At 41.7% G+C, this 15,405-nt stretch carries 15 protein-coding genes and 2 tRNA genes; 9 read left to right on the forward strand and 8 right to left on the reverse strand.

All coding sequences use genetic code 11. From position 1 onward, the window contains the following. Positions 1 to 323 precede the first annotated feature (323 nt). From PQO05_RS13500 to PQO05_RS13510, 3 genes are all read left to right on the forward strand, one after another. Positions 324 to 578, forward strand: coding sequence for a hypothetical protein (locus PQO05_RS13500; protein WP_273633445.1), 255 nt, complete (start codon positions 324 to 326; stop codon positions 576 to 578). 662 nt (positions 579 to 1,240) lie between these two features. Next, positions 1,241 to 1,396, forward strand: coding sequence for a hypothetical protein (locus PQO05_RS13505; protein ID WP_273633446.1), 156 nt, complete (start codon positions 1,241 to 1,243; stop codon positions 1,394 to 1,396). Between the two features lie 5 nt (positions 1,397 to 1,401). Then, positions 1,402 to 2,970, forward strand: coding sequence for a recombinase family protein (locus PQO05_RS13510; protein WP_273633447.1), 1,569 nt, complete (start codon positions 1,402 to 1,404; stop codon positions 2,968 to 2,970). Here PQO05_RS13510 and PQO05_RS13515 read toward each other — a convergent pair. The 3 genes from PQO05_RS13515 to PQO05_RS13525 form a co-directional block, all read right to left on the reverse strand. Beyond that, positions 2,936 to 3,020 (reverse strand) — tRNA-Leu (locus PQO05_RS13515). The genes PQO05_RS13510 and PQO05_RS13515 overlap by 35 nt on opposite strands. 48 nt (positions 3,021 to 3,068) lie before the next feature. After that, positions 3,069 to 3,144: transfer RNA gene (locus PQO05_RS13520), tRNA-Gly, on the reverse strand. 102 nt (positions 3,145 to 3,246) lie between these two features. Further along, positions 3,247 to 3,732, reverse strand: coding sequence for a regulatory protein RecX (locus PQO05_RS13525; protein ID WP_273633448.1), 486 nt, complete (start codon positions 3,730 to 3,732; stop codon positions 3,247 to 3,249). A gap of 57 nt (positions 3,733 to 3,789) precedes the next feature. On the opposite strand from PQO05_RS13525, the gene PQO05_RS13530 reads away from it, so the two are divergent. Together PQO05_RS13530 and PQO05_RS13535 are read left to right on the forward strand one after the other, a co-directional pair. Continuing rightward, positions 3,790 to 6,252 carry a bifunctional UDP-N-acetylmuramoyl-tripeptide:D-alanyl-D-alanine ligase/alanine racemase gene (locus PQO05_RS13530; protein WP_273633449.1) on the forward strand — a complete coding sequence of 821 codons (2,463 nt, stop codon included), beginning with the start codon at positions 3,790 to 3,792 and terminating at the stop codon, positions 6,250 to 6,252. 17 nt (positions 6,253 to 6,269) lie between these two features. Then, positions 6,270 to 6,860, forward strand: a complete 591-nt coding sequence (locus PQO05_RS13535; RefSeq protein WP_273633450.1) for a DUF502 domain-containing protein — start codon at positions 6,270 to 6,272, stop codon at positions 6,858 to 6,860. Here PQO05_RS13535 and PQO05_RS13540 read toward each other — a convergent pair. Then, the gene (locus PQO05_RS13540) at positions 6,844 to 7,239 is read right to left on the reverse strand and encodes a winged helix-turn-helix transcriptional regulator (RefSeq protein ID WP_273633451.1); all 396 of its coding nucleotides are present in this window, start codon (positions 7,237 to 7,239) and stop codon (positions 6,844 to 6,846) included. The two genes, PQO05_RS13535 and PQO05_RS13540, sit on opposite strands and share 17 nt — an antisense overlap. Before the next feature lie 88 nt (positions 7,240 to 7,327). On the opposite strand from PQO05_RS13540, the gene PQO05_RS13545 reads away from it, so the two are divergent. Next, positions 7,328 to 8,086 carry an MBL fold metallo-hydrolase gene (locus tag PQO05_RS13545; protein WP_273633452.1) on the forward strand — a complete coding sequence of 253 codons (759 nt, stop codon included), beginning with the start codon at positions 7,328 to 7,330 and terminating at the stop codon, positions 8,084 to 8,086. Between the two features lie 2 nt (positions 8,087 to 8,088). Here the strand turns inward: PQO05_RS13545 and PQO05_RS13550 are convergent, their stop codons facing one another. From PQO05_RS13550 to PQO05_RS13565, 4 genes are all read right to left on the reverse strand, one after another. Continuing rightward, entirely contained in the window at positions 8,089 to 9,351 is a 1,263-nt protein-coding gene (locus PQO05_RS13550) for a TCR/Tet family MFS transporter (RefSeq protein WP_273633453.1), read from the reverse strand. A 33-nt stretch (positions 9,352 to 9,384) separates the two neighbouring features. Next, positions 9,385 to 10,620, reverse strand: coding sequence for a TCR/Tet family MFS transporter (locus PQO05_RS13555; RefSeq protein ID WP_273633454.1), 1,236 nt, complete (start codon positions 10,618 to 10,620; stop codon positions 9,385 to 9,387). An 89-nt stretch (positions 10,621 to 10,709) separates the two neighbouring features. Beyond that, a complete protein-coding gene (locus PQO05_RS13560) occupies positions 10,710 to 11,417 on the reverse strand; it encodes an LOG family protein (RefSeq protein ID WP_273633455.1) in 708 nt (235 codons plus the stop codon). 33 nt (positions 11,418 to 11,450) lie between these two features. Continuing rightward, a complete protein-coding gene (locus PQO05_RS13565; protein WP_273633456.1) occupies positions 11,451 to 12,935 on the reverse strand; it encodes a sodium:solute symporter in 1,485 nt (494 codons plus the stop codon). A gap of 108 nt (positions 12,936 to 13,043) precedes the next feature. Between PQO05_RS13565 and recR the strand changes: the two genes are divergently transcribed. Genes recR through PQO05_RS13580 form a run of 3 tightly spaced genes read left to right on the forward strand, consistent with a single transcriptional unit; the run spans position 13,044 to position 15,290 of the window. Continuing rightward, positions 13,044 to 13,661 carry a recombination mediator RecR gene (gene recR / locus PQO05_RS13570; RefSeq protein ID WP_273633457.1) on the forward strand — a complete coding sequence of 206 codons (618 nt, stop codon included), beginning with the start codon at positions 13,044 to 13,046 and terminating at the stop codon, positions 13,659 to 13,661. Positions 13,662 to 13,666: 5 nt separating this feature from the next. After that, on the forward strand, positions 13,667 to 14,494 hold the full coding sequence (locus tag PQO05_RS13575; RefSeq protein WP_273633458.1) for a glycosyltransferase: 828 nt from the start codon (positions 13,667 to 13,669) through the stop codon (positions 14,492 to 14,494). Beyond that, positions 14,478 to 15,290, forward strand: a complete 813-nt coding sequence (locus PQO05_RS13580; protein WP_273633459.1) for an SDR family oxidoreductase — start codon at positions 14,478 to 14,480, stop codon at positions 15,288 to 15,290. The genes PQO05_RS13575 and PQO05_RS13580 overlap by 17 nt, the downstream gene beginning before the upstream one ends. Positions 15,291 to 15,405 lie beyond the last annotated feature (115 nt).

The raw sequence follows: 15,405 nt of genomic DNA on the forward strand, positions 1-15,405 counted from the left end.
AAAATAAATTTGAGACAATGGGAAAGTGCCTTGAACACTAATTTCCTTTGATTTACGACGACATGAATAAGAAATATCGGTAGCTAAGATTATCAACTGGATATATAAAATTTAAAGATCGTTTTTTTAAAGTTTCAAATTTCAATTTGCTACTTAAAAGCCCAATAATTAATTGACCTCGTCATACAAGTTTCCCAAATTTGGTAATGTGCTTAGTATTTAGGGGTAAAGCTAAACACATGTTTTCATAGGTTATAAGTCAGGTCCCCACGGACCTGACTTTCTTTAATCGTATTTTAAAAGAGTTGTTAAAAGAGAATGTCATGAAACCTAAATATTTATTCTATATCGTAATGATTGTGGTGTTGCATTACGAAGTTGGTAGGCTGGTAAGCAACGGGGAGTCGCGTGATATCGACGATTCATCTTATGAAAAGGGAGTAAGACTAAATGATACATCCAACAAGAGTGATATTGAGTTTACCTACCAGGATAAAGATATTAAACTAAAAGGTGTGCATCAATTGCGTATAATCAATGCACACCATTACAAACAATGCCATTTTAAAATATGGTGATTTATAAAATATGATTGCAAATCCATGAAAGCCCCCTTAGCAGTAAGGTTTTTAAGGATTTGAAATCTCTACAGCCGCTCTAAGCGACGCTATTGCAAATCGCTTGTGATGTTTTAACTTATTGATTTCATACAAGCAGGACTAAATCACGAAGTAGTAAAGAGTATTTTTATATGATTTGACCTAACCGAATGATTCCTGGCCAGCCTTGCGACCTGGATGAGCTCCTTAGAAAAATTGTTTTTCAGCTAACCGCTTAAAGTCCTCCCGTAAAAATTGCAAATGAATTGCTTCAAACATATTGAAGTGCGTACTGTCTTTAATTTAAATGTTTAACGCCCCTTCGTTGGTGCCCGCGATTACAATGATATTGTCGCCAGTTTTCTCAAATCTTCCATAAAATGGTTCGAGAAGCGCCCAGTAGGGAGCACTTGGTGATTTAATTGACAAAAATTAGAAGCGATTTTTCGCTTTGCACAAATACAATCAAAGAAGGTTGGGTGTTTACTAAAATTTCTATGGGTAAATACATCTTGCAATGGTTTTAGTAATCGCGCGATTGTCAAATTTAAGAACACCAAAATTTATTAATCGCACGTTGCGAACTCCCTGCGAAAAGCTTGCTTTCTAAATAGACATCTTTGGTCGCTAAGAACTAAAAGATGGTTGACGAGAAACGCAATATTACCCCAGAGCAAGCGATTAAAATTCTTCAAGAGCATGGGACAAATGTTACAATTGAGGAAGTTCAAAAAATATTGGATTTTCTTTATAAAATAGGTAAATTGTCTGTTAATCAATACATTGAAATTAATTAAAGCTGATGAAAAACGCTGATTTGTATGTTAGAGTTAGCACTGACGAGCAGGCAGATAAGGGATACTCGCAAAGGGACCAAGAGGAAAGGTTGATCAAATACTGCGAATCCAACTCGATTAAAGTAAGGAAAATAATTTTTGAGGATCATTCAGCTAAAACATTTAACCGTCCTCAATGGGCTAAATATCTTTCCGAAATTAAAAAGCAGAAGGGTAGAGGATCTGATTTAGTTCTATTCACAAAATGGGATAGATTTAGTCGTAACGCAGGTGATGCATACCAAATGATTGCCACACTTAGAAAATTGGAAATCGACCCTCAAGCAATAGAGCAACCTCTAAACATGGAGATACCGGAAAGTAAAATCATGCTTGCGGTTTATTTAGCTTCTCCGGAAGTAGAAAATGACAGGCGTGCCTTAAATGTTAAACATGGCATGAGACGTGCACGCAAAGAAGGTCGGTATATGGGAGTAGCGCCTATAGGATATAATAATAAAACGAGGGAAAACGGAACCAAATACATAGCTCCTAATTTAGAAGAAGCACCATTTATGCAATGGATCTTTGCGGCTATTGCTGACGGAATATTCGCACCTGACCAGATTCGGAAATTGGCTAATGAAAAAGGTTTTATGATAAGCCGAGCAAATTTTTACAGAGAAATAAGAAACCCTGTTTATTGTGGAAAAATCGTCATCAAGCAATATAAAGAAGAAAAGGAACATTTAGTTAACGGATTACATGAGGCATTAATTTCAGAGGCGTTATTTTATAAGGTGCAGGATATTCTACAAGGGAATAAAATTGTGATGCGCGCACAGGCGCTTAAGATTCACGAAGCGCTGCCTTTGCAAGGGTTAATGGAGTGTGCTACCTGCGACCGACAGTTAACTGGCAGCGCATCAAAAGGTCGTTCAGGATATTATTTCTATTATCATGCGCAAGCAAGTTATGGGTGCGGGTGTAGATATAAAGCAGATGAAATAAACAATTCTATCATAATGGAATTAGAAAAATTCATTCCAAGACCGGGTATGGCTGAACTTTATAAGATGGTGATCATGGATATTTACAAGAATAATAGAGGTTCAATTCAGGATGAGCGAAAAGATTTAATGGATAAGATTGAAAGGCTCAATGATAAGTTGGCTAACGCAAGGGGACTTTTATTTGACGGGAAGGTGGAGCCGGAAGATTTTGTAATTATGAAGAAGGATTGTGAAGCGAAAATTAAAAGATTGGAGATTTGTCTTACCGAGATAAAAGTTCAACATTCAAGCTTTGCGAGCCTTGATACAATGATTCTAAAGGCAATTGAGGCCCTTTCAGACCTTAAAAATCTTTATTTGAAAAGTGACGTTGTTAAAAAGAGAGAAATACTTGGTTCGATATTTCGGAAAAAACTACGATTTGAAAAAAGTGAATATCGAACCGGTGATTTGAATGAAGTAGTGACTCTTATCTTTCAGATTAACAATCAGTTAGGTCACAAAAAAAACGGGAAAGAACGTCTTTTAAAACGCCTTTCCCGTCCAGTACTCAGAGCGGGAATCGAACCCGCACGCCTTTAACGGGCACAGGATTTTAAGTCCTGCGTGTCTACCAGTTCCACCATCTGAGCAGGTGTTCACCTTTTAAAAACAAATCCCTCCGTGAGGAAGGATTTTGTTGGAGCGAAAGACGAGATTCGAACTCGCGACCCCGACCTTGGCAAGGTCGTGCTCTACCAACTGAGCTACTTTCGCATTAAGTATTTCGCCGTGGCTAATACCGTTTGTTTTGGTGATGCAAATATAGGGAGATTTAAAAGTTCTGCAAGGGCTTGCTTTAATTTTTTTAAAAGTTTTTTATAAGTCGCTGTTTTTCATGATAGATAAAATTAAATCCATCTCAAATCCACGGCTCAAAGCATACTGTTTTACCTTGTAATCGCGTTTAAACGCATCTTTTTCGGTTGTCTCCCTTAATTTCTTATCAATTACCTTTTGCAAAACGGCTAGATAATCGTCGCCATCAAGGCTTAACAAAGCTTTTTTTATCAGCGGATCTGATACTCTTTTTAGCTTCAACCCTTGTTTTATTTTGCCTTTGCCCCAGTGTTTTAGGTTCATTTTTCCACGTGCATAAGCCTGGGCAAAACGCAGTTCGTTTAAAAAATTGCCTTCAATCAGTAGGCCAATTATACGTTCAATAGCATCGGGGTATAAGCCCCATTCATATAGTTTATCGCGTACTTCCTGTTGCGACCGTTCCTGGTAGGCGCAGTAGTGTTCGGCTTTGGCCAGACCTGCTTTTTCATCTGTAATCTTTTTTCGTGGTTTTGGCTCGTCCATCAAAACTAAAGTAATCTAAATTTCTTCTATTGGCATAAATATCTTCAAATTCGTGCTATGCTAAGCAGTCTATATTCCATCAAAGAAGTTAAGCAAATAATAAATGCACACGGCCCCATCATACGAGAGGCCACAGTTAGTGTGCTGTTAACCGATAGCCGCCGAGTTATTAATGCCGCGGAAGCCCTGTTTTTTGCCCTGAGCGGCCGCCGCGACGGTCACGATTTTATCCCTGAAGCCTATAATGCCGGGGTACGCAGTTTTGTGGTAACTCATGAACCTGCAGAGCGTTATTCGGGCTCTAATTTCCTGGTGGTTGATAACGTGCTTCAAGCCTTACAGGTGTTGGCAGCTTACCATCGTAATGAATTTGATTTACAGGTAATTGGCATTACGGGCAGCAATGGCAAAACCATTATTAAAGAGTGGCTGTACCAGCTTTTGTCGCCCGATAAAAATATTGTGCGTAACCCTAAAAGCTACAACTCGCAGGTAGGGGTGCCGCTTTCTGTTTGGCAAATTAATAAGGATCATGATCTGGGTATTTTCGAAGCTGGTATTTCAACCGTCGACGAAATGGAAGACCTTGAGAAAATGATTAAACCACAGATCGGTGTGTTTACCCACATCGGGTCTGCACATGATGAGGGCTTTAAAAGCAGGCGCGAAAAAGTACTCGAAAAATTAAAGTTGTTTAAAAATTCGGAACTGCTGATCTATAATTACGATCAACTTTTAGATTATAAAAAAGACATCCCAACGCCAAAACAATTTACCTGGAGCCAGAAATTTAAGGGAGCCGATCTGTATGTTTTTAGCGAAACTATTATCGCCAAAAAGTATTATCTGCGGGCCAAATACCAAGGAAAAGAGATTGAATGCTTAATCCCTTTCCTCGACCAGGCTTCGGTTGAGAATGCGATTGTTTGCTGGTCTACCATGCTGGCCATGGGCTACGATCCGGTGGAGATTGATCACCGCATTGAGCATCTTACCGCCGTGAGTATGCGCTTAGAGCTGAAAACCGGTATAAATGATTGTACTATAATTGATGATTCGTATAACTCTGATATTCAATCATTAGAGATAGCGTTAGATTACCTGAGTCAGCAAAATCAGCATCAAACCAAAACATTGATCCTGTCGGATATTTATCAGTCTGGCCTGGCGCAAGACCAGTTGTACAAACAGGTTGCCAATATGGTGAAGACTAAGAAGATTGACAAGCTGATAGGGGTGGGCGAAGCTATTTCGGCGCATCAGGAGTATTTTGATATTCTGAAGAAACATTTCTATCCCGATACTACCGCATTATTAAAAGATCTGGGTAACCTGGAATTTAGCGGCGAAACGATATTGATAAAAGGCTCACGTACGTTCGAATTTGAGCGTATCAGCAAGGCTTTATCACAAAAGGCGCACGAAACCTTGATGGAGATCAACCTCAATGCGATGATTGATAACCTGAATTTTTACAGGTCGAAATTACTGCCTGGTGTTAGGGTAATGGTGATGGTAAAAGCGTTTTCTTACGGCAGCGGGACTTTTGAGATAGCCAATGTGCTGCAATATGCGAAGGTAGATTACCTTGCCGTGGCATATATCGATGAAGGCGTAGCCCTGCGCGAAAGCGGGATTAAACTACCTATTATGGTGTTAAATCCCGAACCATCTGCCTTTGATAAAATGGTGGATAATGATCTGGAGCCAGAGATCTACAGCTTTACACTACTGGATGAATTTGTGAAATTTGCTTATCAACAGGAAATAATTGATTACCCGGTTCACCTTAAAATTGATACCGGTATGCACCGCCTTGGTTTCGAAGGTTATGAGATTGATACGCTGTGTGATTTCCTCGAAGAGATAAAATACATCAAAGTAAAGTCTGTTTTCTCGCACCTGGCAGCCAGCGGAGAGCCCGAACACGATAGCTTTACGCTAACCCAGATGAAACGTTTTGAGAAGGCTTATTTGCAGATAGAACAGGCTTTGGGTTATAAGTTTATCAGACATATTGCCAATACTTCGGCGATTATCCGTTGGCCAATGGCACAATATGATATGGTGCGATTGGGCATTGGTTTGTATGGCATAGATTCGGCCGTACCCGATCATTTGAATGGCTTACAAACCGTGGCTACCTTAAAAACCAGTGTATCGCAGGTGAAAAAGATCCCTAATGGCGAAACTGTGGGCTACAGCCGTTTGGGCAAATTAAATAAAGACGGTAAAATTGCAACCGTACGTATCGGTTATGCCGATGGTTACATCCGTGCCTTTGGCAACGGCGTGGGCAAAATGATGATCAAAGGTGTGGCTGCCCCAACGGTGGGAAATATTGCCATGGATATGTGCATGATTGACGTTAGCGACATTGATGTTAAGGAAGGCGACGAGGTAATTATATTTAACGACAGGCAAGGTATAGAGGCCATGGCGAAACAGGTTAACACCATCCCTTACGAAATATTAACAAATATTTCACAGCGGGTAAAAAGAGTGTACTTTTATGAGTAGAAATTTAGCCCATCGCCATGAACAAAATTGCCCGCGCTTTACTTAATTATTTTGTTAAAGGCTTACTGATTGTAGTGCCTTTGGGTGCTGCCTGTTTCTTAATTTATTGGGCTGTATCCGGTATTGATAAGGCTCTTAACCTCAGTGATTTATTGTGGATTAGCCCCACAACGCATAAGCCGGTTTACATACCCGGTATGGGGATTTTAAGCGTTGTGGTTTTCATTTTTATTTGCGGTTTTATAGTAACCACCATTATTACCGACCCGATAAAAAACTGGTTCAACCGCTGGCTAAACAGGTTACCGCTATTCAAATTTCTGTATTCATCAATCAAAGATTTAACCGAAGCTTTTGTAGGCGAGGAGAAGAAATTTAACGAACCCGTACTGGTTGATATGAATGGCAGCAAACGCATAGGCTTCCTTACCCAGCACGATTTAAGCAGCATTGGCCTACCCGGCGAAGTGGCCATCTATTTCCCCTGGTCTTACTCATTTGCAGGGCAGGTGGTGATAGTATCCGCCGATAAAGTAAAACCGATTGATAAGAGCGCCGCGCAGATTATGAAGTTTGTGATTTCGGGTGGGGTTAGCGGGTTGGAATAGTTATCGTTTGGTTTTTCTTATCCAAAGCAGCCTTCTTCATCGCTTTCATTTCATTAACAGCATCAGTCTCATTTTCATTAGCCCAAAGCTCTAATGATGCTAATATGGGGCCGAGCGTTTTTCCCTTTTCAGATATGCTGTAATAAACCTCTGGTGGAAAAGTGTGCTTTTCTTCGCGAATAATCAGTCCATTGTTTTCCATTTGTTTCAGGTGTTCCATCAAAACTTTCTTGGTTACCTTGGGGATAATTCGCCAGAGTTCTGTAAAACGTAACTCTTCCTGGTGAAACAAATGATAGAGGATAATGGGCTTCCATTTGCCGCTGAGGATATTAAGGGCAACGTTAAGTCCGCAATGTTTAAACTGATTATAATTCATGTAGATAAATGTCGGTTACTAAAAAGTAACCATCTTTAAGTTACACAAAGATAGTATCACCTTTGGGTATAAATTAATACCTCCCGATATGAAATTACAATTATTACGTAATGCCACCCAGGTGCTTACGATAAACAATAAAACAATATTAATAGACCCGATGCTGGCGCCGAAAGGTAGTTACGATGCGTTTCAGCAGACTGGTAACGATCGCAAAAATCCATTAGTTGATTTGCCATTGAACGAACAAGAATTAAGCGAGCTTATTGCCAGCATTGATGCCGTATTGCTTACCCATCTTCACCTCGATCACTGGGACCCTATAGCTCAGCAACTATTACCTAAAGATATTCTTGTACTCTGTCAGCAGGTTAATGTGGAGGCCATACAAAACGTCGGTTTCACCAATATACAGCCTGTTGCCGATGAGTTAATATGGGAAGGCATCCGATTTGATCGAACAAACGGCAAACACGGCACAGGCGAAATTGAAAAGCGAATGGGTATCGTATCCGGCTATGTAATTTCGTTCGAAGATGAATCTGTTTACATTGCTGGAGATACGATATGGTGCGATGATGTAAAACAAGCCATCGATCAGTATAAGCCCTCACAGATTGTGCTTAACGGCGGTGCAGCCCGTTTTGTACAAGGCGATGCTATTGTGATGGATATAAACGGTATAATAACAGTTTGCAACTATGCACCCGGAGCAAAAGTTTATGTTGTGCACCTCGAGGCCGTAAACCACGGTACTGAAAACCGCGCAGATATCAGAAAAGCAATAGAAGCTAACGGCTTAACCGAAAGGTGTTTTGTGCCCGAAGATGGAGAGCTTTTATTTTAAACTTATATTGGGTTCTTTTCCAAAAGTAAAGCTTTAGCCCGCTGGTTTCTAAAACTCCTGATGGCAATAAACATGCTAATCAGCATCAATATCGAACCCAGCAAATAAGGTGCGCCCGGGAAATAAACCGAGCCATCTTTTTTGGTAAAGTGATGAAATATGGATGTCATCAAAAGCGGGCCAATAATAGTGGTAACGCTAACCAGGCTGGTTAATGCACCCTGTAGTTCTCCTTGTTCATTGGCCGCTACTTTTTCGGTAATAATTCCTTGTAATGCCGGGCCAGAGATGCCGCCGAGGCAATAGGGGATCATGAACAGGTACATCATCCAACCATAGCCGGCAAAGGAAATTAGGACTAAACCAATGGCATAAAATAGCATGCCCGCTACAATGCTTTTTTGTTGCCCGTATTTAGGGATAATGATGCGGATTAATCCGCCCTGTATCGAAACCAGCAGCACGCCTATGAATATCCCCAGGCTGCTTATACTTGGCAGTGTCCATTGAAATTTCTCGATGAGGTAGAAGGCGAGTACGCTTTCTACCGCTTTTTGGGCTACATAAACGAGCGTGAAGGCACTGATTAGGCCGGCCAATACCGGATAAGCATTTAAACGTACTAACGAGCCAATAGGATTGGCACGTTTCCAGCTAAAGGCACGTCGGTTTTCTTTCGCTAATGATTCAGGTAATACAAAAAAACCATAAATGGCATTAAGTAAAGCCAAGCCAGCTGCTACCATAAATGGTATTTTTATGCCGATAGCGCCGAGGTAACCACCCAAGCCAATGCCCAATATAAAACCAAGCCCCGTTGCTGCGCCTACTAATCCAAAATTGGCGGCGCGTTTATCGCCCGTGCTAATGTCGGCAATGTAAGCGGTGGCTGTTGTGCTGCTGGCCCCGGCCATCCCCGCAACTATCCGGCCTACAAACAGCCAGGCTATAGTGGGGGCGAAGGCCATAAATAAGTAATCGATGCCGAAACCGAACAAAGAGCCCAGTAAGATTGGTCTGCGACCATATCTGTCGCTCAGATTACCCAATATAGGCGAGCATACAAATTGCATAAAGGCATACACAAAGGTTAAATAACCGCTGTATTGGGTAGCAGTACTAATATCTGAATGAATGAGTTGCTCCAGCAGTTTGGGCAGGATAGGGATAATAATACCCAGGCCCAGCACATCAATAAAAATAGTAACAAATATAAACCCTAATGCGGCGTGGCGTTTCGGTTCTTTTTCAGTTTGGTTCTCCATCCGCAAATACAACAATAAAGCTGTTTAAAGTTTTTATTCGGGCTGAACTTTTTGTTTAGCGCGTTTAAAATTGCGCACAGCAAGCAGGGTACTGGCTAGCATCAACACAGCACCCATTAAAAATGATGCGCCCGGGAAATATACAGGTGCATTTTTACCAGTAAACCAGGCAAATAAGGTAGTCATTAAAGGAGGGCCAATTATCGAAGTAACACTCATTAAACTGGTTAAGCCTCCCTGTAATTCACCTTGCTCATTTGGCGGGATCTGGCCGCTGATTAAGCCTTGTATAGCAGGCCCCGCAATACCGCCAAGTGCATACAAGGCAAGTATGGCAAACATCATCCAGCTTTGGGTAGCAAAAGCGAAAAGGGTTAATGCAATGGTATAGAGAAGCAAGCCTAAAACAATACTTTTCTTTTGCCCCAGTTTTGGAATGGTAACACGGATCAGTAAACCCTGTACTAAGCCGGAAAGTAAACCAACCAGTCCTAATGAATAGCCTACCAATGATTCCGTCCAGCTAAAGCGCGACATGGTGAAGAATGTCCAAGTGCTTTGTACGGCATGTGCGGCAATGTAAATCAAAATGAGTGAAGCAATTAATCCGCTTACTGCCGGATACTTTTTCAACTGCATTAATGAGCCAACCGGGTTAGCACGCTTCCATTCAAAAGGTCTGCGATGTTCGGGAGCTAAAGACTCGGGCAGGATAAAGAAACCGTAAATAGCATTAATTAATGCCAGTCCGGCCGCCGCAAGAAAGGGAAGCTTAGTACTGTACTGCCCTAAAACACCACCCAGTACAGGGCCTATAATAAAACCCAGTCCAAATGCTGCACCAATAATCCCGAAGTTTTGTGCCCGTTTTTCGGGTGTACTAATGTCCGCAATATATGCCGAGCCCGTAGTAAAGCTTGCCCCTGTAATACCGGCAATAATTCGACCCACAAATAGCCACCAAACGGTAGGCGCAAAGGCCAGGAAAGTATAATCGACAGCAAAACCCAGCAACGACCCTAATAAAACCGGCCTGCGGCCATATTTGTCACTCAGGTTACCCAATACCGGTGCAAACAAAAATTGCATAAACGAATAGGCAAAGGTCATCCAGCCGCCATAGCGTGCCGCATCGCTCAGGTTGCCGTGGATCAGGTGCTCCAGCAGTTTAGGCAGTACAGGGATAATAATACCAAAGCCGGTAATATCAATCAGCAGCGTAACAAATATAAAACCGAGAGCCGCCTGGCGTTTAGGTTGTTCTGACATGGGGGATTAGTTATTAAGTTATTGGTTATTAAGTTGGCCTTCTAAAATAACAAGGAAAAATAACTTAATAACCAATAACTATCAACCAATTAAAAGTTAGGTTTAAGCACATATTTTTGGTAGAACTTGAAGATGTGGTCAACCGCTTCTTCAGGGGTATCAACCACACGGTACAGGTTCAAATCGTCCGGGTTAATGTTGTGTTCGTCGTTCAGCATTTTCGATTCAACCCATTCAAACAAGCCTTTCCAGTAATCTACGCCCACAAACACAATCGGGAAACGGGCAATTTTACCGGTCTGAATTAAGGTTATCGCCTCGAAAGATTCATCCATTGTACCGAAACCACCCGGCAGGATAATAAAGCCCTGCGAGTATTTCATAAACATTACCTTACGTACAAAGAAGTAATCGAACTCCAGCAATTTATCGCGGTCGATGTAACGGTTATGGAACTGCTCAAACGGTAATTCAATATTTAAACCTACTGATTTACCGCCGGCTTCGTAAGCACCTTTGTTGGCAGCTTCCATAATACCGGGGCCACCGCCAGAAATTACACCATAACCATGCTCGGTAAGCAGGCGGGCGGTATCTTCCGACATCTTGTAGTATTTATTATCATTCTTGGTACGTGCCGATCCGAAGATGGATACGCATGGGCCAATCTTAGCCAGTTTCTCAAATCCGTCCACAAACTCAGCCATGATCTTGAAGATCTGCCATGAGTCTGTTACCTTAATTTCATGCCAATCGTTGTTGGTAAAGGCTTTTCTAATTTTTTCGTCGCCTGTCATAATCTATTCTGTATTCTGTTTAAATCGTGTTTATTAAAGTGTTGCGACCTCTTGTTTCGGGGTTGAGGTCAGCAACAAGCCGGTAAATGTAAGCAATCCGTTGATAATGATTAACTCATTGTCGAAAACATAACCACCCAAAAGCCTTTTTGATTCGGTACTTAAAAAGAAACATATCGCCGGTGAAATAAGGCAGATAAAAGGCACCAGTTTATCGCGTACCTGCCTGTTTTGCAGCAGTAAACCAAAGGCATATAAGCCCAATAACGGGCCATAAGTATAAGAGGCAATTTTAAATATGGCGCTTACCACAGCATCGTTATTGATGGCATTAAATAAAATAATGGTCAGGAACATCAATCCCGAAAAGGCAATGTGTACGTAATGACGTGTGGCTACCATCTTTTTGGTATTAGTATCAGCCCGTTTATTGAAGTTTAAAAAATCGATACAAAACGAAGTGGTTAATGCAGTTAAAGCCGAATCTGTAGTAGCAAATGTGGCAGCCGTTAAGCCCAGCATAAACACAATGGCCGGCACTACGCCCAGGTAATTAAGGGCGATGGTAGGGTAGAGATAATCTGTTTTCTCAACCTTAACGTTGTGGTGTGATGCATAGATGTAAAGTAAAGCACCTACGCTTAGGAAAAAGATATTGATCACCACAAAGATCGACGTAAAGCTGAACATGTTTTTCTGCGCTTCGCGGATATTTTTTAAGCTCAGGTTCTTCTGCATCAGATCCTGATCCAAGCCTACCATGGCAATGGTAATAAACATACCACCCAAAAACTGCTTGCCGAAGTGCAGCTTGTTCGCCATAAAATCGTTAAAGAAAAATATCTGCGAATAGTTGCTGTTCTTCACAGTTTCGAAGGCCTGGATTACATCGAGGTTAAGGCTTCGACAGATAAAATAGATCGACAGAAAAACCGATGCTACCAGGAATAGCGTCTGCAAACTATCGGTAATAATAATGGTTTTTAACCCGCCTTTAAATGTGTACGACCAGATCAGTATCAAACAGATCAGCACAGTAACCGCAAAAGGAATATGATAGGCATCGAAAATAAATTTCTGCAAAATAATAACCACCAGGTAAAGCCTGAATGCCGAGCCAATAGTGCGGCTGATCAGGAAGATTCCGGCAGCAGTTTTATAACTCCAGGTGCCTAAAGCACTTTCTATATAACCATAAATGGATGTGAGTTTCAGGCGATAATACAAAGGCAGTAACACCAGGCAAATGGTGATGAAACCGGCAGCATTGCCCAGTACAAACTGGAAGTAAGCAAACTGGTCACCGCTGGCTGCGCCAACCTTGCCGGGTACTGAGATGAAGGTTACACCGCTTAGTGCGGTGCCAATCATCCCAAAGGCAACTAAATACCATTTCGAGTTACGGTTGGCCACGAAAAAGGTATCGTTGTCCGACGTTTTCTGGGTGGTTAAAAACGAAATAAGGATCAGCACAAAAAAGTAACCGATTATAAATAAAAGCAATACGCCCGGCGCCATAGGTGTTTTTTAGTTTGATAAATATGCGGTTAAAACCACACAAAGCGAAAGATAGGCTGTTGACCTTATCCTGACAAGAAATAAGCCGTATTTTTTTAAATTTGAAGAATGAATTTTTCGTCCAAACTGTTAGAAAATGCTGTAGCCGAATTCTCGAAGCTGCCCGGTGTAGGGCAAAAAACAGCTTTGCGTTTGGTGCTGCACTTGCTTAACCAGGATAAAGATGAGGTGGAGCGTTTCAGCACAGCCATGACCAAGCTTCGGAACGAAATACTTTTTTGCAAGGTATGCAATAATATATCGGACCAGCCAATATGCGAAATCTGTGCATCTCACAAACGCGACCGTGGGACTATCTGTATAGTGGAAGATACACGGGATGTGATGGCTATAGAGAATACTAATCAGTTTAATGGCGTATATCATGTGCTGGGCGGCTTAATATCGCCGATGGACGGAATCGGCCCAAGTGACCTCGAAATAGACTCTTTACTGGCCAGGATTAATCCGGGAGAGGTTAAGGAAGTTATTTTTGCCCTTAGCGCTACTATGGAGGGCGACACTACCATATTTTACCTCAACAAAAGACTAAAAGATTTTAAGATAAATATCTCAACCATAGCTCGTGGCATAGCTTTTGGTGGTGAATTAGAGTACGTAGACGAGATTACCTTAGGCAGGTCAATTGCAACGCGTGTACCGTACGAAAATTCACTATCGAGATAGAGCGTATGAAAGTATCTGTGATCATGGTAAGCGATAATATGTGCAAGCTTTTGCGTCAGTCATTAGCGGCCTTAAAAAGATCTGTGCAGCACCTCGATGCCGAAATTATTCTCGTTGACAATAACTCCGACGATAACACTGTCGAAACCATTTCCAGAGAATTTCCTGATGTTAAAATAACCACCACAACAGGCGGTTTGTCGCATTGTGTAAACCAGGGAATTAAAATGGCAAAGGGGGAGTACTTGTTATTTTTAAGCCCCGATGCCATTACCAAGAAAGAAACGGTTAGCAAAGCCATACAGTTTATGGACAGCCACATCACCGCAGGCGGGTTAAGCGTACGTATGCTCGATATTGATGGCAACTATATGCAGGCTTCTAAAAAAACGGTTCCACGCCGCTGGGTAACGCTTTTAAAGTTGACAGGCTTACTAAAACAGTTCTCAAAATCACGCTTAACTGATCATTACATTGCCCGCCACGATGATGAATTTGATACTACAGAAACAGATGTGATGCACGACAGATTTATGCTGATCCGCAAGTCTGTAATGGATGTTGTTGGTTTGGTTGATGAGCGTTTTAACCGCTATGGTGCTAATATCGATCTATCGTATCGAATTCGTTTGGCAGGTTTCAGGAATTACTATTTCCCTAAAACCTATATCATTAATCTGCAATACAACCGTTCGGGAAAATTTAGCTGGAACAATCTGAAAAGTTTTTATGGCGCGATGTTTATATTCGCGGTAAAATACATTTTCAGGTTACCTGCCTTAGGCGAAAAGCCGGCGCAGGAACTCTACCCGGCTTATGAACTTAAAGGATAAAATTGTTGTAATAACAGGCGCATCATCAGGTATTGGTAAAGCGCTTGCCTCAGAATTTGCCGCTCGCGGTGCAAATTTAGTTTTGGCCGCACGCCAGTACGTTACCTTATGCGAAATATCGCAAAACATCGAAAAAACTTACGGAATAAAATGCGTAGCTGTGCAATGCGATGTAACCATCGAAGCTGATTGCGAACATTTAATTAAGCAAGCCATTGTTACTTATGGCAGGGTAGATGTTTTGATAAATAATGCAGGTATCTCTATGCGTGCTTTATTTAAAGATGCCGAGCTTAAGGTTTTACGTTCGCTAATGGATGTTAACTTTTGGGGTACGGTAAATTGCACCAAATATGCCATGCCTGCGCTGTTAGCCAGTAAAGGCACCGTGGTCGGTGTATCATCTATTGCGGGTTACAAAGGCTTACCTGGACGTACCGGATACTCTGCCTCAAAATTTGCCATGAATGGTTTCCTGGATGCCCTTCGTGTTGAAAATCTGAAAACAGGCGTACACGTAATGACGGCCTGCCCAGGCTTTACAGCATCAAACATCCGCAACACAGCCCTTAATAAAGCCGGGGTTTCGCAAGGTGAAAGCAGTTTGGATGAGCAAAAAATGATGAGCTCGGAAGAAGTTGCTAAACGCATTGCTGATGGAGTAGCCAATCAATCACGTACTTTGGTTATGACAGGGCAAGGTAAGTTGACCGTTTTGTTGAGTAAGTTTTTACCGGGTTTGTTGGATAAACTGGTTTATAATAAGTTTGCGAAGGAGAAGGATCCGCTGTTTTAATTTGGTGATTATCCCAAATTTGTCATTGCGAGGTACGAAGCAATCTCGTAGCTATACAGATCGAATAGGCATTGGCGACGAGATTATTAATGATGTATTTGTTTTCATCGGTATT

The sequence above is a fragment of the Mucilaginibacter jinjuensis genome (assembly GCF_028596025.1).
Classification (GTDB): Bacteria; Bacteroidota; Bacteroidia; order Sphingobacteriales; family Sphingobacteriaceae; genus Mucilaginibacter; species Mucilaginibacter jinjuensis.